The sequence below is a fragment of the Microbulbifer sp. MCCC 1A16149 genome (genome assembly GCF_050368945.1).
Lineage (GTDB): Bacteria > Pseudomonadota > Gammaproteobacteria > Pseudomonadales > Cellvibrionaceae > Microbulbifer.
The window spans coordinates 4,116,891-4,135,826 of sequence record NZ_CP185959.1; the positions used below are offsets into that span (position 1 = coordinate 4,116,891).

16 protein-coding genes are annotated in these 18,936 nt (G+C 60.0%); 6 read left to right on the top strand and 10 right to left on the bottom strand.

From position 1 onward, the window contains the following. Positions 1–41 precede the first annotated feature (41 nt). The 3 genes from ACONT6_RS17045 to uvrD all read right to left on the bottom strand — a co-directional run bounded on the left by ACONT6_RS17045 (position 42) and on the right by uvrD (position 4,068). Entirely contained in the window at positions 42–578 is a 537-nt protein-coding gene (locus ACONT6_RS17045) for a demethoxyubiquinone hydroxylase family protein (RefSeq protein ID WP_428819593.1), read from the bottom strand. Positions 579–623: 45 nt separating this feature from the next. Continuing rightward, entirely contained in the window at positions 624–1,772 is a 1,149-nt protein-coding gene (locus ACONT6_RS17050; RefSeq protein WP_428819594.1) for a TRAP transporter substrate-binding protein, read from the bottom strand. Between the two features lie 67 nt (positions 1,773–1,839). Beyond that, positions 1,840–4,068, bottom strand: coding sequence for a DNA helicase II (uvrD, locus tag ACONT6_RS17055; RefSeq protein ID WP_428819595.1), 2,229 nt, complete (start codon positions 4,066–4,068; stop codon positions 1,840–1,842). 276 nt (positions 4,069–4,344) lie between these two features. Between uvrD and hexR the strand changes: the two genes are divergently transcribed. The 3 genes from hexR (at position 4,345) to ACONT6_RS17070 (ending at position 8,407) form a co-directional block, all read left to right on the top strand. Next, complete coding sequence (gene hexR, locus ACONT6_RS17060) at positions 4,345–5,199, top strand: transcriptional regulator HexR (protein WP_428819596.1); 855 nt, start codon at positions 4,345–4,347, stop codon at positions 5,197–5,199. 12 nt (positions 5,200–5,211) lie between these two features. Further along, complete coding sequence (locus tag ACONT6_RS17065; RefSeq protein WP_428819597.1) at positions 5,212–7,005, top strand: DUF4153 domain-containing protein; 1,794 nt, start codon at positions 5,212–5,214, stop codon at positions 7,003–7,005. 154 nt (positions 7,006–7,159) lie between these two features. Next, on the top strand, positions 7,160–8,407 hold the full coding sequence (locus ACONT6_RS17070) for a multidrug effflux MFS transporter (protein ID WP_428819598.1): 1,248 nt from the start codon (positions 7,160–7,162) through the stop codon (positions 8,405–8,407). A gap of 7 nt (positions 8,408–8,414) precedes the next feature. Here ACONT6_RS17070 and gstA read toward each other — a convergent pair whose 3' ends face one another. The 6 genes from gstA to ACONT6_RS17100 all read right to left on the bottom strand — a co-directional run bounded on the left by gstA (position 8,415) and on the right by ACONT6_RS17100 (position 13,409). Then, complete coding sequence (gene gstA / locus ACONT6_RS17075; protein WP_428819599.1) at positions 8,415–9,014, bottom strand: glutathione transferase GstA; 600 nt, start codon at positions 9,012–9,014, stop codon at positions 8,415–8,417. 81 nt (positions 9,015–9,095) lie between these two features. After that, positions 9,096–9,707 (bottom strand): hypothetical protein, encoded by a 612-nt coding sequence (locus ACONT6_RS17080; RefSeq protein WP_428819600.1) that lies wholly within the window; start codon positions 9,705–9,707, stop codon positions 9,096–9,098. Positions 9,708–9,908: 201 nt separating this feature from the next. Next, positions 9,909–10,883 carry a glutathione S-transferase family protein gene (locus ACONT6_RS17085; RefSeq protein ID WP_428819601.1) on the bottom strand — a complete coding sequence of 325 codons (975 nt, stop codon included), beginning with the start codon at positions 10,881–10,883 and terminating at the stop codon, positions 9,909–9,911. Positions 10,884–10,896: 13 nt separating this feature from the next. After that, complete coding sequence (locus ACONT6_RS17090; protein ID WP_428819602.1) at positions 10,897–11,301, bottom strand: DoxX family protein; 405 nt, start codon at positions 11,299–11,301, stop codon at positions 10,897–10,899. A gap of 176 nt (positions 11,302–11,477) precedes the next feature. After that, positions 11,478–12,464, bottom strand: coding sequence for a Gfo/Idh/MocA family protein (locus tag ACONT6_RS17095; RefSeq protein WP_428819603.1), 987 nt, complete (start codon positions 12,462–12,464; stop codon positions 11,478–11,480). A gap of 57 nt (positions 12,465–12,521) precedes the next feature. After that, a complete protein-coding gene (locus ACONT6_RS17100; protein WP_078083714.1) occupies positions 12,522–13,409 on the bottom strand; it encodes a LysR family transcriptional regulator in 888 nt (295 codons plus the stop codon). Positions 13,410–13,548: 139 nt separating this feature from the next. On the opposite strand from ACONT6_RS17100, the gene ACONT6_RS17105 reads away from it, so the two are divergent. The 3 genes from ACONT6_RS17105 to ACONT6_RS17115 all read left to right on the top strand — a co-directional run bounded on the left by ACONT6_RS17105 (position 13,549) and on the right by ACONT6_RS17115 (position 17,743). Further along, complete coding sequence (locus ACONT6_RS17105) at positions 13,549–14,439, top strand: pirin family protein (protein WP_428819604.1); 891 nt, start codon at positions 13,549–13,551, stop codon at positions 14,437–14,439. Positions 14,440–14,501: 62 nt separating this feature from the next. Beyond that, positions 14,502–15,800: a cation:proton antiporter gene (locus tag ACONT6_RS17110; protein ID WP_428819605.1), complete on the top strand. Its 1,299-nt coding sequence runs from the start codon at positions 14,502–14,504 to the stop codon at positions 15,798–15,800. Positions 15,801–15,847: 47 nt separating this feature from the next. Beyond that, entirely contained in the window at positions 15,848–17,743 is a 1,896-nt protein-coding gene (locus tag ACONT6_RS17115) for a monovalent cation:proton antiporter-2 (CPA2) family protein (RefSeq protein ID WP_428819606.1), read from the top strand. A 20-nt stretch (positions 17,744–17,763) separates the two neighbouring features. Here ACONT6_RS17115 and ACONT6_RS17120 read toward each other — a convergent pair whose 3' ends face one another. Beyond that, on the bottom strand, positions 17,764–18,930 hold the full coding sequence (locus tag ACONT6_RS17120; protein WP_078083717.1) for a lipase family protein: 1,167 nt from the start codon (positions 18,928–18,930) through the stop codon (positions 17,764–17,766). Positions 18,931–18,936 lie beyond the last annotated feature (6 nt).

Consider the following 18,936-nt stretch of genomic DNA (forward strand, 5'->3'; position numbering starts at 1 on the left):
AATACAACGCGATTGTCGGGCCATTACCCACAATCGCGTCGTCAAAGTTTGGTGGACAGCCAGATCGCAAATTCCGTCGCCCTGCGCACTACCCAGAAAATACACCGGTGCGCATCCGGGCTGGTGCCGTACTTGAGCCCCTTGTCCCGGTGCTCCTCTTCATCCGCCTGAATACTCTGTACCGCATCAAAGACTTCGCGATCGTGACGATCGAGAAATTCCAGCTGCCATTCCAGATGATGTAACACCGTGGATTCAATGGAATAGGTACAGACCCAGATCGCATTGCGTCCCAGCAACGCCGTAAAACTCCCGAGCAGCAATCCACCCAGTGCCCACAGTTTCAGTGCATAACAGTGGCGAATGGATCGCCGACTGAGGATTTCATCAAACCTGCGGAAATGCTCGCGTTCATGGGCGAGCATTTCGTCAAACTCGGATACGATGTCGGGATAGAACCGGCGGGCAATAAATCGCTGGGCGCGATAAATGTGAATGGCGCCATACTCGCCGGCGTGATCGACACGCAATATGCGCTCGACTTCGCGAGTAACCGCAAGTTCGGCAGTTGTTTCCACGGTATAGACACTCCCTTGTCTTTACACCAAGTCAACAAATATAGCCTACTGCGCTCCCAATTCCCGGGTCTTGTAATACGCCTCTTCGCTAATCCGGTGATATGGAATTACCTGGGATTCAAATTCCTGAAAGGCTTGGTAAACGCGATTGAACTGTGGGTCTTTGGCCGCGGTCTGCTGCATGATCTGGGAATTGATTGCCTTCAGATGTGCGATGACATCGTCGGGTAATTTGCGCAGCTCCACACCGTGTTCTTCTACCAGCTCTTTCAGGGCGCGGTTGTTGCGCGCGGTGTACTCGTCGAGCATATCCTGGTTGGCGTCGCGGGCGGCGGTGCGGACGATGGCCTGCAGGTCTGCGGGGAGTTTCTCGAAGGCGGTTTTGTTGACGATGATCTCGAGGATGGAACCCGGCTCATGCCAGCCGGGGTAATAGTAGTATTTGGCAATCTGGTGAAAGCCGAAGGCGAGGTCATTGTATGGGCCGACCCACTCGGTGGCATCGATCACGCCGGTCTGCAGGGCGGTATAGAGCTCTCCGCCGGGGATGGTAACGGCGGTACCGCCGGCGCGGTTCAGCACTTCGCCACCGAGCCCCGGGATACGCATCTTGAGACCTTTCAGGTCCTCAACGGAATTGATTTCCTTGTTGAACCAGCCCGCCATCTGCACACCGGTGGAGCCGCCGGCCATGGGGAGCAGATCGAAAGGTGCGTAGAGTTCTTCCCACAATTCCTGGCCGCCGCCGTAATGCAGCCAGCCATTCATTTCCTGGGCATTCAGACCGAACGGCACGGCGGTAAAAAACTGCGCGGCGGGCACCTTGCCCTTCCAGTAATAGGCAGCGCCGTGCCCGACCTGGGCGGCACCACTGGATACCGCACCGAACACGCCCATCGCCGGCACCAGCTCGCCGGCCCCGAACACCTTGATCTTCAGGCGGCCATTGGACATGGCGTCGACCTTCTTGGCGAAGCGCTCCGGCGCACTGCCGAGACCGGGGAAATTTTTCGGCCATGTAGTAACGAGTTTCCACTCGAAAGTCTGCTGGCCGGAGTTTTTCAGGGCGGCACCCTTTATCTCGGTGACCGTCTGCTCCTGATCCGAGCGAGACACGACCAGAGCACCGAAGGTGAGCACCAACAGCGCGAGCAGCCCCAGGATTACAGGGGGATACCAGTTTATTGTTTTCATATCCGTTTGAATTTTTATTGTTTGTCTTGTTTTGGTCGCGGTAACCCGGAGCCATTCCGGGATGCCGTCAGAGGGGCTGCAACTTGGCCATGGATACTACCAGCCATTTGCTCCCGGCATCATCGAAGTTTACCTGCACCCGCGCACGCGGACCGCTGCCCTCGAACTGGACCACGGTACCCTCGCCAAACTTGGCGTGGTCGACGCGGCCACCCAGCGCCAGCGGTGGCAGGTCATCGTCAAATTCCGGGGCGGCATCGGAGTAGGGGTTAACCCCACCGCCGAACTTTCCATAATTCGGCTGGAACAATGGCTTGGAGACTTCCGTCTTCAGGCGCACCTCGTGAATGTATTCCACGGGAATCTCACTCACAAAGCGCGATGGCTTGTTGTAGGTCTCACTGCCAAACAGACGCCGGCTCTCGGCGTAGGTGATATACAGCTTCTGCATCGCGCGGGTGATACCCACGTAACACAGGCGGCGCTCTTCCTCCATGCGCCCGGGTTCCTGGGCGGACATCTTGTGCGGGAAGAGGTTTTCCTCCACACCGGCCATAAATACCAGCGGGAATTCCAGCCCCTTGGCGGAGTGCAGGGTCATCAGCTGCACCGCATCTTCAAACTCGTCTGCCTGGCCTTCGCCGGCATCCAGGGCGGCACTGTCGAGGAACTGGTTGATCAACGGGATCTCCTCCTCGTCCACCGCCTCGCCATCGGCATCCACCGTGGGCACACCGTCGAAAGCGCGACAGGCACTGACCAGTTCCTGCAGGTTCTCCACCCGGGTCTGACCCTTCTCGCCCTTTTCCTTGCCGTGAAAGTCGATCAGGCCGGTCTGTTCGATGGCCATTTCGGCAATATGGTCGAGGGTTTTGTCGGTGCTCTCTTCGTCCAATGCGTCGATCAGACTGAGAAAATTGGCCAGCGCGTTGCCGGCGCGGGCGGCGAGCACCTTCTGCTGCAACATCTTGGCCGCGGCATCCCACATGGAACTGCCGTGCTCGCGGGCGAACTCGCGCACGGTATCCACGGTGCGCGCGCCAATACCGCGGGTGGGGGTATTCACCACCCGCTCGAACGAGGTGTCGTCGTGGCGGTTAGTGATCAGGCGCATATAGGACAGCGCGTTCTTGATCTCCATGCGCTCATAGAACCGCTGGCCACCGTAGATGCGGTAGGGCACCTGCTCGCGCAGCAGTCCTTCTTCCAGCACCCGCGACTGGGCGTTGGAGCGATACAGGATGGCGATGCTGTCACGACGGTTGCCGTCGCGCACCCAGTCCTGGATACGCTCGACAATAAAGCGCGCCTCGTCCTGTTCGTTGTAGGCGGAGTAGAGCGAGATAGGCTCGCCCTTGTCACCCTCGGTCCAAAGTTCCTTGCCGAGACGGCCGGAGTTGTGCGCGATGACCGCGTTGGCGGCGTTGAGGATGGTGCTGGTGGAGCGGTAGTTCTGCTCAAGGCGCACCGTCTGAACACCTTTCAGGTCGGCCTCGAAGTGCTGGATATTCTCGATCTTGGCACCGCGCCAGCCGTAAATGGACTGATCGTCGTCTCCCACCGCGGTGATACAGCACTGATCGCCGGCCAGCAGGCGCAGCCAGGCGTATTGAATAGTGTTGGTATCCTGGAACTCGTCCACCAGAATGAACGGGAAGCGGCGGCGATAGTGGGCGAGAATGCTGTCGTTATTCAGCAGCAACTCGTGTGCGCGCAATAGCAGCTCGCCGAAATCCACAACACCAGCGCGCTGACAGGCCTCTTCATAGCTGCTGTAGATCCGCACCATGGTCTGCAGCCAGGGATCGCCGGTCAGCTGGATATACTGCGGGCGTATGCCCTCATCCTTCTGTGCGCCGATCCACCACTGAGTCTCGCGCGGGGACCACTTCTTGTCGTCCAACCCCAGTTCGTTCTGCACCCGCTTGATCAGGCGCAGCTGGTCGTCGCTGTCGAGGATCTGGAAGTTCTGCGGCAGCTTTGCTTCCTGCCAGTGGGCGCGCAGCAAGCGGTGGGCGAGACCGTGGAAAGTGCCCACCCACATGCCGAAGGTATTCACCCCCAGCAGTTCCTCGATGCGGCCGCGCATCTCGCGCGCGGCCTTGTTGGTGAAGGTCACTGCCATAATGGAGTAGGGCGATGCCCCCTCCACCTGCATCAGCCAGGCGATACGGTGCACCAGCACACGGGTCTTGCCCGAGCCGGCGCCAGCCAGAACCAGTTGATTGCCCGGCGGCGCCGCGACGGCTTCGCGCTGGGGGTCGTTGAGGGGGTCTAAGAGTTCAGATACGTCCATGGGGGCGGATTGTATCAGGGGTTTTGGGATAACTGGGTATATAAACAGGGTTTTGTGGTGCGCCCGAATAAGGTTCAGTGGCGGGCCTATGCGGGACCTTCCGCGAGAGGGACCTCGCGGAAGAGCCCCAGGGATGGGTTGAGGGGGGGCGCCTAGCTCGTGTCCCGCATAGGCCCACCGGTATCACTACCGCCACCAACTCCAAAACAAGCCAAGGCTCGCCAGCACCCCGCCATGCCGCTAAACTGCACAGCTTGAACCATAGAAGGTAGTGTCGTGAAGCCAGCGGAAGTCACGCAGCGGATCAGCGAACAGCTGAGCGCCATGCGGAAATCGGAGCGCAAGGTCGCCGAATACATCCTCGCCAATCCCGGCGAAATCATTCATATGCGGATAGTGGATCTCGCCACCGAAGCCCAAGTGAGTGAACCCACTGTGGTGCGCTTCTGCCGTGCCGTCGGCTGCTCCGGCTTCCAGGAATTCAAGCTCAACCTCGCGCAGCAGCTGGCCTCCAGCCCCAGCTTCGGCCAGATCGCGGTTACCGAAACCGACACCATCGCCGAATACAAACGCAAGGTCTTCGACTCCACCGTCGACACCCTGCTCAACGTGCGCGACAAGATCGACGGGCGCGCGCTGGAAGCCGCCGTCGCCGCCATCGCCGCCTCCAAGCGGGTGGAATTCTTCGGTTTCGGCGCCTCCGGAGCCGTCGCCGCCGACGCCCAGCACAAATTTTTCCGCCTGCAGATGGCCACCGCCGCCCATTCCGACCACCACATGCAGAGCATGTCCGCCATGAGCATGAAGCCTGGTGACGTGGTGGTCGCCATCTCCCAGAGCGGCCGTACCTCCTCCCTGTTGCGCTCCATGGACATGGCCAAACAGCAGGGCGCCACCGTTATCGGCCTCGGTCCCAGTGGCTCACCCATGACCCGCCAGGCCAGTATCCCCCTGGAAGTGGACGTGGAGGAAGATATCGAACTCTACACCCCACTTTCCTCCCGCATCGCCCACCTGGTGGTGATCGATGTACTCGCCATCGGCGTCGCCCAGCGCAAGGGCCCCCAGCTGCAGGAACACCTGCTCAAGCTGAAAAAGGGCCTGTATAACCTGCGCGAGGAAAAGCACTGATTAGGACGCGAAATGCAGGGAAGCAGCAGCGAAGTAACAGAAAGCGAGCGGGATGATTCCGATCTCGGCCTCAGCGAAAAACGCCTGATCCTGATTGCCGCACTGCTGCAGGGGCTGGTGCTGTACGCGCTGAAATCCTCGGCCGCGGTCGAAGCCTGGTCGCCGGTGTGGCAATTCCTGTGTTACACCATCACCCTCGCCATCCCGCCACTGGTCATCATCAGCATCGCCCCGCGCCTCGCCCACAGTTACTGGTGGATCATCGGCGGATACGCGCTCCTGCTGGCATTGCTCGGACTCTACCAGGGATACCAGTGCACACCCGCAGACCAGATCCGCTGCGACTGGCCGGTGGAATTCTCCATCACCATGGTGATCGCTACATTTATCCTCGCGTTTATGCTGCGCGCCAGCGCCACCGGCGTGCAGCACCTGAAAACACCGGAATACAGCGGTCTTTTCCACTACTCCTGGGACAACGCCCTGACCGCAGCGCTGACCCTGGTTTTCGCGGGTATCTTCTGGCTGATCCTGCAGCTGTGGCAGGCGCTGTTCAAACTGGTGGGCGTGGATTTCTTCCACTACCTGTTCCGCGAAGAGTGGTTTATCTTTCCGGTGACCTGGCTGGTGGCGGGCTGTGGCGCCATCCTGTTCCGCTCCCAGCAGAGTTTCGTGCTCACCCTGAAACGCCTGCTGCGCACCATGCTGGTGGCGCTGCTGCCGCTGCTGGCGGTACTCACTATCGTGTTTCTCGCCACCCTGCCATTTACCGGCCTGCAGCCGATCTGGGATACCGGCCACGGCAGCGCGCTGTTGCTGTGGCTGGTGGCACTGTTGCTGTTCTTTACCAACGGGGTGATCCAGGACGAGTTCCCTTTCTCCCGCTACCCAAAGTGGATCAACCGCGTATTGCTGCTCGCCCTGGCGATAGCACCGTTTTACGCGGCATTCGGGCTCTACGGCGTGTACCTGCGGGTGGACCAGTACGGCTGGACCCCGGAGCGGCTGTGGGGGTTCGTGGTGGCACTGACCCTGGCACTGCTGGCGCTCAGCTACAGTATTTCGATTCTGCGCCGCGGCGCCCACTGGGCCGACTGGTTGCGCCGGATCAATACCGGGCTGGCACTGTGGGTGCTGGCCGTGTGTGTTGTCACCCAGTTGCCGCTGCTGAACTTCGCGCGCATCAGCGCCGACAGCCAGGTGGAACGACTGCGCGACGGGCGCGTGGCGCTGGCGGATTTCGACTTCTTTTTCCTGCGCCAGAAACTGGGGCGGGCGGGGCTCGATGCCCTCGAAGAGCTCCGGGAAATGCCGCAGGTCCAGCAAAATACAGAAGTGGCCGACCATCTGGATGCGCTGCTGACGCCGGGACGCCCGGACTGGGCGCTGCGGGAAAATCCGCTGCAGGCGACAGCGCGCGCGCAACGCCTGCGCGAAATTCCAATTTTCCCCGAAGGTGCTGAACTGCCGCCGCACAGCGCCGCGCTGCAGGTTGAAGGCAAGGACTGCGAGCGGCAAGAGCGCGCCTGCCTGTGGCTGGCGCAGGACCTGGACGGCGACGGCACCCTGGAGTACCTGCTGTTCGTCCACAGCGCCAGCGGCAACAAGGATCGGCACTGGCTGCAAGTAATAGCCTATGCCGCCGGTGACAGCGGCTGGCAGGTAGTCGGCAACAACAGCCGCGAGACCGAAGAGCCCTTCGACGCGCTGAAACAGCGACTCGCCACCGGCCAGATCAGTCTGCGCCCATCGCGCTGGCAGGGTCTTTATCTCAACGACGAGCTGCTGTTCGATCCCACCCAGTAAACATTTGAGCGAAATCTGGCCGCCGGTGATGGAAACCGCGGACTGCCCCCGTTAACATGCCGGCGCACGGCACTGGCTGCCCAGACAGCCCTGTGCCGACCTCTCTGCAAACTTATCCGCTGCCGTACCCGAATTACCCCTTATACGAGTTGTTATGCCGCCGAATTTCTTCGACGCCGATGGCAAGCCGCCACGCTGGCTCGCCCCCTGTCTCGCCGCATTGGTGGCGCTGACCCCCTTTGCCATCGATACCTATCTACCGGCAATCCCCGCCATGGCCGTGGCGCTGGGCGTGGAAGTGGCGCAGGTGCAGCATTCGGTGTCCAGTTATCTGCTGGGGTTTGCGGTGGGGCAGATCTTCGGTGGGCCGCTGTCGGATCGCTGGGGGCGGATTCTGGTGGGTACCATCGGCCTCAGCATCTTTATCGTCAGTTCCATGCTGATTCTGTTTACCAATAATGTGGAAGCCCTGGTGGCCCTGCGCTTCTGCCAGGCGGTGGGTGGTGGTTTTGCCACGGTGATCTGCGGCGCCATCGTGCGCGACCTGTACCACGGGCGCGAGGCCGCGCGGATCATGTCGATGATCGCCACCATGATGCTGATTGCCCCCATGGTGGCACCGGTGATCGGCGCCACCCTGCTGACCTTCGGCGACTGGCACGCGATCTTCATCTTCCTGGTGGTGTACGGCCTGCTGATGATGGTGCTGGTGCGCGGAATTCTGCCGGAGACGGTTTCCCGCTTCCGCCGCGCCAAGCGCCAGCGCCAGTCCCGGCGCAGTATGCTGCAGGGTTACGCACAGATTTTCCGCTGCCGGCGCGCCCTGGGCTTCCTGTTCGGGCAGGCGTTTGTGAGTGGCTGCATGTTTATCTACATCACCACCGCACCCTTTGTGTTTATGGAGCATTTCGGCGTCAGTTCGCAGAACTTCCCCATACTGTTCGGCAGTTGCGTGCTGGGGCTGGTGATTCTGGTGCAGCTGAACATCCGCCTGCTGAAAGTGTTCGAGCCGCGGCAGATTCTGCTCGTGGGGATTAGCCTGCAGGCGCTGTCCTGTTTACTGCTGCTGGCCAGCACCCTGTATTTCGGGGGTGAACAGCCACTGCTGGCGTGGATGATTCCACTGGTGATGGCGATGGGTGCGATCGGTATCATCACGCCCAATTCCGCCGCCTGTTATCTGGAGTTTTTCCCCAATATCAGCGGCACCGCGAATGCGCTCTACGGCGCATCCCTGTTTATTTTTGGCGGGGTCCTGGGCGGCGCGGTGAACGCGGTGCATACCGGCACCCTGGTGCCGATCGCGGTGGGAATGCTGTGCTGTTCGGCGGCCGCACTGTGCCTGGTGCTGTTTGTGGCCAGGGCGAGGCAGCCGATCGGGATTGAGGAGCGGGTGAAGTAAGAAGAGGTCAGATTAGTCCTTCCGCCTTCATCGCTTTCTGCACCCCCTCGCGCTGAGACATACGCTCGGCGAAGGCCTTGAGTTTTGGCCAGCTATCGGTGTCCACACCGACCTTGTCACACCAGTTGTACACGGTAAACAGGTAGGCGTCGGCAATGCAGAAGTTATCCCCCAGCAGGTAGTCGCCACCGAGACGGTCCTCCACAAACTGGAAGGCGCTGCCGACCTTTTCCTTGGCCGCCGCCTTCTCGTCGTCGCTGCCGTCCCAGAACAGGGGCACAAAGGACTTGTGTATTTCGGTGGAAATGTAATTCAGCCATTCCAGCACCCGGTAGTGATCCAGACTCCCGTATTCCGGAGCCAGCTTCTTCTCCGGCTTCTGCTCCGCCAGGAACTGTACTATCGCCGGCCCCTCGGTCAGCACTTCGCCACCTTCCAGCTGCAGCGCCGGCACATAGCCTTTCGGGTTGACCTGCGTGTAGTCGCCGCCGGTTTCGGTTTCCTTGGCTTTCAGGTCGACCTTGCACAGCTCCAGGTCGATGCCCGCCTCGCAGGCGACAATATGCGGGGAGAGGGAGCAGGCACCGGGGGCGTAAAACAGTTTCATCGGAATCTCCGGGTTCGGAAGGTTGCCTCGAGTATAGCCACGACGGAAGCGCACCAGCGGGCAACCTTCACTCCAGATCGATCACCGCAGAAAGCGTGAGGAATAGAGCGAACGCAGCTTGTAAAGGAGGCCCTTCTTCTTGCGTGCGTACTTGTTGCCGCTTTTCACCGTGCGCAATGCGCCCAGGATTTTATCGCGATCACCCTGCACACCGGCGGCATCCATAAACTTGAAGAAATCCTCCTCCAGGGACTCCATACGCACGGTCACCCAGTTCTGGCGACGGCTCAGAAAGAAGGTGACATTGTCATGCACCGTTTCCACAAGCAGTCGGCAGGTATCCAGCGCGCTCTCCATATCCGGTTTCTTGCGGCACATCAAAATACCGTGATAGAAGTGCCGCGCCACGCAGATCGCCCCCTGCCAGCGGTCGCGATAGCTGCGCGCAATCTTCTCGTGATCGCGGGTCAGGTGGACGTAGAAGGTGTTCTCATCGTCATACATATGATCCAGCGTGCCCAGAAACCACACCAGGCGGTTGTCTGACTCAATATGGTTGTCCGGATACTCCAGGCGTCCGTTGATCATGCCCGCATGAATCTCATGACCGGAGGTCATGCCCTCGATGTGGGTACAGGCCTCGGCGAAAGTCGTTGACCCGGAACGCCCCGTCGTTAATACAAAAATCCGCATATTGATCTCTTACAGCAATGAAGTTCCCCGGTGACCCCACCCGATCTCCCTGAAAACGGGCATTCGGACGTGAGTACTCACTCTCGGGCAAAAAAATCTGCCAGATAATACGCTGACCGCACCGCGCTTATCCACCGACGCGGTCGCGGTTGATGGCTTAGCGCCACCTGCGGAAGATGCTCCAGGTCGCTAATGGCCTAATCAGGCGCCGCGGCCGTGGGGTGCCGAGTAATCCAGCTCCGGCCCCGCCGGAACGATACCGGTAGGATTGATATTGCGGTGGCTGGCGTAGTAATGGGTTTTGATATGGTGGAAATCCACCGTGTCGGCCACCCCCGGCCACTGGTAGAGCTCGCGCACATAGCCCCACAGGTTGGGGTAGTCCGCCAGCCGCTGTTTGTTGCACTTGAAGTGGCCGTGATACACCGCGTCAAACCGGATCAGGGTGGTGAACAGTCGCCAATCCGCCTCGGTGATCCGCGCGCCAGTCAGGTAGCGATTTTCTGCAAGTCGCTGCTCCAGCTTTTCCAGCACCGCAAACAGTTGGTGATACGCGGCCTCATACGCCTCTTTGCTGGTGGCAAAGCCCGCGCGATACACGCCGTTGTTGACGTTTTGATACACCAGCTCGTTGGTGGCATCGATATCCCCGCGCAGGTCTTCGGGGTAGAAGTCCTGCGTATCCCCGGTCAGCGGGTTGAACGCGGTGTTGAACATGCGGATGATTTCCGCCGATTCATTGCTGACGATGCGCTCCTGATCCTTGTCCCACAGCACCGGCACGGTAACCCGGCCGGAATAGTCCTTGCGATTGCGGGTGTAAATCTGGTGCATGAACTCGCTGCCGTAGAGTGCGTCGCCGGTGCTGCCTTCATCCTGATTGAAGGTCCAGCCGTTCTCCATCATGTACGGACTGACCACAGACACGCTGATGTAATCCTGCAACTGTTTCAGCTGGCGGAAAATCAGCGTGCGGTGTGCCCAGGGGCAGGCGAGGGACACATACAGGTGGTAGCGACCTTTCTCGGCGGGAAACCCGCCCTCGCCACTGGGCCCGGCACTGCCGTCCTCAGTGACCCAGTTGCGCAGCTGGGCTGCCTCACGCTCAAAGGCGCCACCGTGCTTTTCGGTGTCGTACCATTGGTCTTTCCACTCTCCGTTGACCAGCAGTCCCATTTATTTGCTCCTGTCAGCTACTTTTGACCCGCGCCATGGCGTGATCAAAACTGAATTTACCGGCACCGGCGCAGGCGAGTATCAGGAAGCCGCCGGCGATGGTGACATTTTTCATAAACATGATCTGCTGCATCTGATCCCCGGGAACGTTGTGAAACATCCACGCGCTGATCAGGCAGAAGGCGGCAAACGCCAGCGCAATCCAGCGGGTGAAAAACCCGAACAGGATTGCGAGACCGCCACCCAGCTCCAGCAGAATCACCAGTGGCAACAGAAACCCGGGCACACCGGCCGAGGCCATATACTCCTGGGTACCGGCATAGGCGCCGATCTTGCTGTAACCGGCAACGATAAACATCACCGACATCAGAATACGCGCCACCAGCTTGGTGAAGTCACACATAACACCGTTACTCATACTCAAGCTCTCTAATGGACAAACAGAGAGCTAAGTGTATGGAGTGACAACGCTGTTCAGTGTAATTCGAGTTTTCGAAACAAAAATTGCAGATTTTCGACGGAAAACGTCGATTTTTTAGGAGGGAAGGCGCTCTTTAGCGGTAAAAGAGCGCCTGGAACAGGCTCTGCAGAGGCTCAACCAACCCCCGCCAGAATCTGGTCCATTACCCGTGACGCCTTGCCGCCCTCGGGACCAGATACCGGGTGTTGGCCGTCGCCCGTCAGGTGCTTGACCATATTCTCGATGTGGAAGTACTGGATATTTTGCGGGTGCGGAATTTCCACGGTTTCGGATCTGTCACTGCTTTCCAGCACCAGCGGCCTATCCGCGAACACTGAAAAACGGATACTGCCGCGGTTGCCGTAGATCACTACCTCGTCACCGTATTCACTGGCGCCGAAATTCCAGAAGCCGGCACCGGTGGCGCCGCTGTCAAACACCCAGCAAGCGGAAACCGCATCTTCGGCTTCATACAGAGCCTGCTGATTGACGGCGATCCCGCTGGCATCGCGGATATCACCGGCGAGATGGATAAACAGGTCCAGGCCGTGACAGGCGAGATCGACAAAATGACCGCCGCCAGCAACCGCCGGATCGGTGCGCCAGTCGTATTCCGGCGACAGGTCCGCGGCGGAAGGCGGGCGGAAGTAACTCCAGTTAATGTGGCGAATGACGCCGATCTCGCCGTTGTCGATCCACGCTTTCACCTGATTGAAGCGGGGCAGTGAACGGCGGTAATAGGCGACAAACAGCTGCGCCTCCTTGCCCGCGAACGCCGCGGCTATTTCTTTGCACTCGGCAAAATTGAGCGCCATCGGCTTTTCCAGGCAGCAGTGTTTGTTAGCACTCGCTATCTTGAGCGCGTACTCCCGGTGGCTGCCCGGCGGCGTGGCCACATAGATGGCGTCGATCTCGGGGTCATTAATCAGGTCGTCGGCACTCACATGGGTCCGGGGGACACCGTGGCGCTCGGCGTAGTCCAGCAGCTTTTCCCGATCCCGGCGCATCACCGCCAGCAACCGGGAGCCGGCCACCTTGTTGAATGCGGGGCCACTTTTTACTTCGGTGACATCGCCGCAGCCGATGATTCCCCATTTGATTTCGGTGTCCAGCGGGTTCATTGCTTACATCCTGTTTAAATTCGTTTGGGTCGAGCCAGGGCAAAATACCTGCGACGATCAATCCAGCGGGGGCAGCCCCTCGCGCAGCGCCCGCAACAGCAGGCAGGCCGCCGGCCCGGCGCGATCCTGATCCGCGTACACCAGGTACACGCTCACATCCCGCTCCCAGGGCTCCTCGGTGCGCAGGGGCAACAGGCGATCCGCCGACAGGGAATCGCGGATCCGGGTCTGCGGCAGCCAGGCGAAACCGAGGCCGCGCTCGATCAACTCGATGGAAGTGTGCACGTTGGTGACCGTAATGCGCTGGTCAGATCCCAGCCAGCCGGCATCCTGGCGGTTCTTGAGCGCCGAGTCGCGCATCACGATCTGGCGGCTCGCCTTCAGGTCCTCCCGGTTTACCGGGCGTCCCAGCTGGTGCAGCGGGTGATCCGGGTGGGCGACCGGCACGAACTTGACCCGGGAAATGGGCTCGCCGACAAACCCCTGAGGCACCCGCGCGGTGATAATGAAGTCCACCTCCTGCTGGAGCAGCAGTTCCTCGGCACCGGACAGCACCGTCTCGCGGAGTTCCAGGCGGGTGTGGGGATACTCGGCGGTAAAACGCTCCACCGCATTGAGCAGCGCCTCGTAGTCAAACAGCACATCCACCGCCAGGCGCAGCTGCGCCTCAGTGCCGGCGGCGAGACTCGCGGCCACGGACTCCAGTGCTTCCGCCTCGTCCAGCAGGCCGCCGGCGCGGTTCAACATGACGCGACCGGCATCGGTGAGCTCCGCCTTGCGCCCGCGCACCTCCAGCAATGCCACGCCGAGGCTCTCCTGTAATTTGTGCACCGCGTGATTGATCGAGGATTGGCTCTTGTGCACTGCCTCTGCGGCCTGGGAGAAGCCGCCGTGCTCCACCACCGCTTGAAACATGCGCCACTGCTCGAGGGTTACCTTGGCCATGGACTGTCCTTTGTCTGATTCCGTTGGGCGAACTGTTTTAACTGAAGATCTGTCGAGCTGTTCGAATATTAGCTGCGATTATTTGCCATTTTCTGGCGATTTAATCGGCCTATACTGCCGCAAACAGAGGAGCAGAACCATGCAGGAATTCACACACAACAAAGCATCAGGCGCCAGCGTGCGCCCGGCGGCCCGTGTAGTGGCGGGCCATCCGTCGGCGGATGGCGCCGGCGTGAAGATCCATCGCGTCGCTGGCTTCCAGTCTCAGGAGTTCAGCCCGTTCCTGATGATCGATGAAATCCGCTCGGAAAATCCCGACGACTATATCGCCGGCTTCCCGCCACACCCGCACCGGGGGATCGAAACACTCACTTATATGTTGAGTGGCGAATTTGAGCACCAGGATCACCTGGGCAACCGCGGCGCCATTGCCCAGGGCGGCGCCCAGTGGATGCGGGCCGGCCGCGGCATCATCCATTCGGAGATGCCCTCACAGGGCGAGGGCGGAATGCACGGCTTCCAGCTGTGGATCAACATGGCGGCAAAGGACAAGATGAACAAACCCGGTTGGCGGGATATCCAACCGGACCAGGTGCGGGAGCTTTCCCTGGATGAGCGGGGATCCCTAGCGCGCCTGATCGCCGGCCAGTGGCAGGTGAATGGCGAACCCCAGTGCGGCCCTCTGCAGGAAACCGCCGCCGAAGCTGCGGTGGCGGATGTGCGCCTGGCGGCGGGTGCTGATGTCTCCCTGTCCCTGCCGGCGGAACACTCGGTGCTGGTATATATCTACCGCGGCTCCCTCGCCACCGAGCGCGGCACCGTGCAGCGCGGCAATCTGGTGTTGTTTGGTGCCGGTGAATCGCTACAATTGCGCGCGCCGGAGGATGCAGCCGAAGGCACCGGCCTGCTGGTGCTGCACGGACGACCGCTCAATGAACCGGTGGTGCACTACGGCCCGTTCGTGATGAATACCCGCGAGCAAATCGAACAGACCCTGCGCGACTACAATAACGGCACGCTTACGGATTGACCCCGGGCGCGCCGGCCGGGCCCCCGGCGCGCAAACCTTCCAATCGAGGTACCCCCCAGGGCATGGACGTCTATTACATCTTCTGCTTTCTCGCCGCCGTGTCCGTGTTCCTCGGGTTTCTCAACCAGTATGTGCTGCGCACCCAGACCACCATTGCAATTACCGCCGGCTCGCTGGCGCTGTCGCTGATCGTCACCGGTCTCGGCAAGCTGGAAGTGGTGGAGTTGCGCGACTGGATATCGCAATTGCTCCCGCTGATGAACCTGGAAGATCTGCTGCTCAAGGGCATGCTCGGCTTTCTGCTGTTTGCCGGAAGCCTGCATATCGACCTGTTGATGCTGCGCAACCAGAAGCTGGAAATCACTGTGCTCGCGATTTTCGGCACGCTGATTTCCACTTTTGTGGTGGGCTACCTGCTCTACTGGCTGTTTGGCGCCATTGGTATGCCTGTGGACCTCGTCTACTGTCTGTTGTTCGGTGCGCTGATTTCTCCCACCGACCCCATTGCGGTGCTCGCGATCATCAAGAGCATGAAGGCGCCCGAGCAGATATCGATCCAGGTGGAAGGGGAATCGCTGTTCAACGACGGTTTCGGCATGGTGGTCTTTGCGGTGATCTACGCGCTGGCATTCGAGGGCACAGACCCGACCCTGCCCGCCATAAGCCATCTGTTCATGGTGGAAGCGTTGGGGGGCATCGCCCTCGGCCTCGCCATTGGCGGATTGTTCCACTGGCTCATCTGCTCCACCAACGACCACAGCCTGGAACTGTTGCTGACCCTGGTTATCCCCACCGCCGGGTTTGCCACCGCCAATATTCTCGGCGTATCCGGTGCCCTGGCGATGGTGGTGGCCGGCATCATCATCGGCAACTTCACCCGCGAGCGCGGATTTTCCCGCGTGAGCCAGCACGAGCTGGACAACTTTTGGACCATCACCGAAGAGTTCATGAACGGCATCCTGTTCCTGCTGGTGGGGCTGTTCCTGATTACCATCGACTTCAGGCCCATTGACTACGCGCTGATTGTTGCCGCCATCATCATTGTGTTGCTAGGCCGTATCGCTGCGGTCAGTGTGCCGTTCATGTTCCTCAAGCGGCGTCGCAAGTACCATCCTTACACCGGGCGCATATTGGTCTGGGGTGGGCTGCGGGGCGGCCTGGCACTGGCCCTGGCGATGTCGATTCCCGCCGGTTACATCGTCGGCGGCAATCACGACCTGCGACACCTGTGGGTGGTAATGACCTACGGCGTGGTAGTCTTCTCCATTGTGGTCCAGGGCTCGACCATTGCGCCGCTGATTCACCGCAGCCGCGCCGCCAGCTGCCCCGAGGTCGACGGCCCCAGCCCGCAACCAGACTGAGATTGCCGGACTCGCGGCATACCTTCTAACTCCAACAAGAACAGGCCATGCCGCACGACAACTACCTACTTCAGACCGTTATCTTCCTCGCTGCCGCCGTCTTTTCCGTGCCCCTCGCCAAACGTCTCGGTTTCGGCTCGGTACTGGGTTACCTGGTGGCGGGGGTACTGATCGGCCCCCACGCCTTCGGCCTGGTCGGCGACACCAGCGACGAACTGCACTTTGCAGAGTTTGGTGTGGCGCTGATGCTGTTTCTGATTGGCCTCGAGTTACAGCCGCGCAAGTTGTGGGCCCTGCGCGGCTCCATCTTCGGCACCGGCGGCGCGCAGGTGCTGCTCTCCGCTGCGGCAATCTCCCTGATCGCCGTCTACCTGTTCGGCCAGAATACCAATGCGGCCATTGCCATCGGCCTTATCCTCGCGCTGTCCTCTACGGCCATCGTGCTGCAATCGCTGTCAGAAAAGGATCTGCTCAAGACCGAGGGCGGTCGCAATGCGTTCAGCGTGCTGCTGTTCCAGGATATCGCCGTGATCCCGATCCTTGCGCTGCTGCCGCTGCTGGCGACGGTGGAGATTTCCCAGGATCCCGATGACCTGCAGGGCTGGACTTACGCCCTGGCAGTGCTCGGTGCGATCGCCGCGCTGGTACTGGCCGGACGCTACCTGCTCACACCGCTGTTGCGCCTGGTGGTGGGCACCCGTACACGGGAGCTGTTTACCGCCTGTTCGCTGCTGATTGTGCTGAGCGCCGCAGCCATCATGAGCTGGCTGGAACTGTCACCGGCACTGGGCACATTTATCGCCGGTGTGGTGCTGGCCGACAGCGAATTTCGCCACGAGCTCGAGGCGGATATCCAGCCGTTCAAGGGACTGCTGCTCGGGCTGTTCTTTCTCGCGGTAGGTGCCAACCTGGACCTGGCGCTGGTACTGCAGAAACCGCTGCTGTTGCTCGGGCTGCTGATCCTGCTGGTGACGGTTAAGTTCGCCATCCTGTTCGCGCTGGCACGGGTGCGGGGGATGGCCAGGGGAGAAGACTGGCTGTTTGCACTGTCACTCGCCCAGGCGGGGGAATTCGGATTTGTACTGCTGGCCTACGCCAGCCAGAACAAGGTGTTACCCGACGACGTCAGTAGCGTACTGGTGGCGCTGATCGCGCTGTCCATGGCGGTTACCCCGCTATTGCTGCTCGCGTATGAACTGCTGATCCAGCCGCGCTTTTTCGCCGGGCCGCGACAACCGGACCTGCCGGACTCCAATCCCCACGACGACGGTTCTCCGGTGATCATTATCGGCTACGGACGCTACGGGCAGATCGCCGGGCGCCTGCTCAATGCCAGCGGATTCGATACCACCCTGCTGGAACACAATGCCGAGCAACTTGAGCTGGTACGTCGCTACGGTATCAAGGCCTACTACGGCGATGCATCCCGCGAGGACTTGCTGCATGCGGCCGGTGCCGAGAACGCAAAAATCGTGATCCTTACCCTGAGTGACCAGGCCGCATCCCTGGAGATCGTCAGCCGTATCCAGAAGCACTTTCCGCACCTGACCATTCTCGCCCGGGCGCGCAACCGCATGCACCAGTATGCGCTGATGGAGGCAGGGGTGAAGTACATCTACAGGGAAACCGTAGACAGTGCGCTGGAGATCGGCGCCGGTGCGCTGGAACTGCTGGGGCTCTCCAGGCACCAGGCCCAGCGCGCCGCGCGCAAATTCAAACAACACGACCAGCGCATGCTGGAATCCCTGTTCCCCTACTGGCGCAACGAGTCCCAGCACATCGCCCAGACCAGGATCTACCGCGAACAGCTGCTGCAGGCACTGCAGGAAGATCGCCGGGATCCGGATCTACATCTGGACCATCACTGGGGAGACAGGAATAAAGAAGGGAAACGAGAAAAAGATAGCAAGACGTCCGGACCGAAAGCCAGACCGGGGCTGTAGCCCGGTCTGGTGGCAGACGATCAGTGCAGGGTTCGGCCGGCCTGGCGTACCAGCTCGGATACCGCGTGGTGCGCCTGGATAAATACCTGGCGAATAAATCGCATGGTCATTTCGGCGCCTTCGCGCACGACAATACCGAGCATCTGCGCCATACGCTTGATCAGGCGCGTTACCCAGATTGAAACATCCTTGGCCAGCTCCAGGCCCTTGCTCATCAGCATGGCGAGGCGGTCCAGCAGTGTGAATGTGGTGCTACCCGCAATAACCACAGAGATACCCAACAGGTTGGTCAGCTTCTTCACCACCCACAGAATGGCCGCGCTCAACAGTCGCGCGGAATTGAGGGTAAAGGATACGATGCTGTTGGATTTCAACCAGGCTTCGACACTGGAATCAAGGAAATCCTGAGGGCGGCGTGAGCGCAGTGTTGACCACTCCAGGGATTGACTGCCATCTCCTTTACTGGATTTTATGTACCGCTTCATGCTGTGGAATTCCCACGGCTTCAGGTGCAATCCGGAGGGCAAAAGGAAATCTCCCTCGCCACCATCGGGAATATGGAAAAACGGCCAGGTAGGAACCATCGGTACCGGATCTGTCTTGTGATACACCCGGTAAATATTCCCGGCGCCTATACTCCTTTGCGCCTTGGAAGCGTAATGCTCCAGACCGACACGGGGAGAACCGAAAGTATACAGTTTGACTTCTTTACCGGAGGTGGACTTCAGCCAGTCCGCGGTAAGTGTCGCCAAGGCTCCACCAAGACTGTGCCCCACACAGTGAATTGTATGGATATTTGAAGACAGGGTTGGCAGTTTTCCCGCATAGGAATCAAACACATCGAGAAAACCCTGATGTACCTTGCCCCCGGTTCTTGCGTTTTTAATTCCCGCATTCAGATCCGTCAGGGCATCCATCAGTCCGGCGGTACCTTTTACCGCAAACACAGCCTGCCCATCGAAGGAAGTTTTTTTCTTACCCTCAATCATCACGGCCATCATATGCGGATACTTCAATAGTATGCCGCCAGTTTTCCCTTTTATACCAGTATCAGAGAGGCCGGAATCTTTTCCCAGCTCAAAGCGATCTTTATATTTTTCGTAGAAAATCTCACGCGTAAATTCATCTTCGACCTGGTAAATATCGTCTGCCAGTTCTGCGGCATTCAATGGATCCAAAGCGGTCATGCGACA

Excerpts from the sequence above, each read along its gene's own strand:
- ACONT6_RS17050 (WP_428819594.1), bottom strand. The coding sequence starts at position 1,772 with ATGAAAACAATAAACTGGTATCCCCCTGTAATCCTGGGGCTGCTCGCG.
- uvrD (WP_428819595.1), bottom strand. The coding sequence starts at position 4,068 with ATGGACGTATCTGAACTCTTAGACCCCCTCAACGACCCCCAGCGCGAA.
- ACONT6_RS17065 (WP_428819597.1), top strand. The coding sequence starts at position 5,212 with ATGCAGGGAAGCAGCAGCGAAGTAACAGAAAGCGAGCGGGATGATTCC.
- ACONT6_RS17070 (WP_428819598.1), top strand. The coding sequence starts at position 7,160 with ATGCCGCCGAATTTCTTCGACGCCGATGGCAAGCCGCCACGCTGGCTC.
- gstA (WP_428819599.1), bottom strand. The coding sequence starts at position 9,014 with ATGAAACTGTTTTACGCCCCCGGTGCCTGCTCCCTCTCCCCGCATATT.
- ACONT6_RS17080 (WP_428819600.1), bottom strand. The coding sequence starts at position 9,707 with ATGCGGATTTTTGTATTAACGACGGGGCGTTCCGGGTCAACGACTTTC.
- ACONT6_RS17085 (WP_428819601.1), bottom strand. The coding sequence starts at position 10,883 with ATGGGACTGCTGGTCAACGGAGAGTGGAAAGACCAATGGTACGACACC.
- ACONT6_RS17090 (WP_428819602.1), bottom strand. The coding sequence starts at position 11,301 with ATGAGTAACGGTGTTATGTGTGACTTCACCAAGCTGGTGGCGCGTATT.
- ACONT6_RS17095 (WP_428819603.1), bottom strand. The coding sequence starts at position 12,464 with ATGAACCCGCTGGACACCGAAATCAAATGGGGAATCATCGGCTGCGGC.
- ACONT6_RS17100 (WP_078083714.1), bottom strand. The coding sequence starts at position 13,409 with ATGGCCAAGGTAACCCTCGAGCAGTGGCGCATGTTTCAAGCGGTGGTG.
- ACONT6_RS17105 (WP_428819604.1), top strand. The coding sequence starts at position 13,549 with ATGCAGGAATTCACACACAACAAAGCATCAGGCGCCAGCGTGCGCCCG.
- ACONT6_RS17110 (WP_428819605.1), top strand. The coding sequence starts at position 14,502 with ATGGACGTCTATTACATCTTCTGCTTTCTCGCCGCCGTGTCCGTGTTC.
- ACONT6_RS17115 (WP_428819606.1), top strand. The coding sequence starts at position 15,848 with ATGCCGCACGACAACTACCTACTTCAGACCGTTATCTTCCTCGCTGCC.
- ACONT6_RS17120 (WP_078083717.1), bottom strand. The coding sequence starts at position 18,930 with ATGACCGCTTTGGATCCATTGAATGCCGCAGAACTGGCAGACGATATT.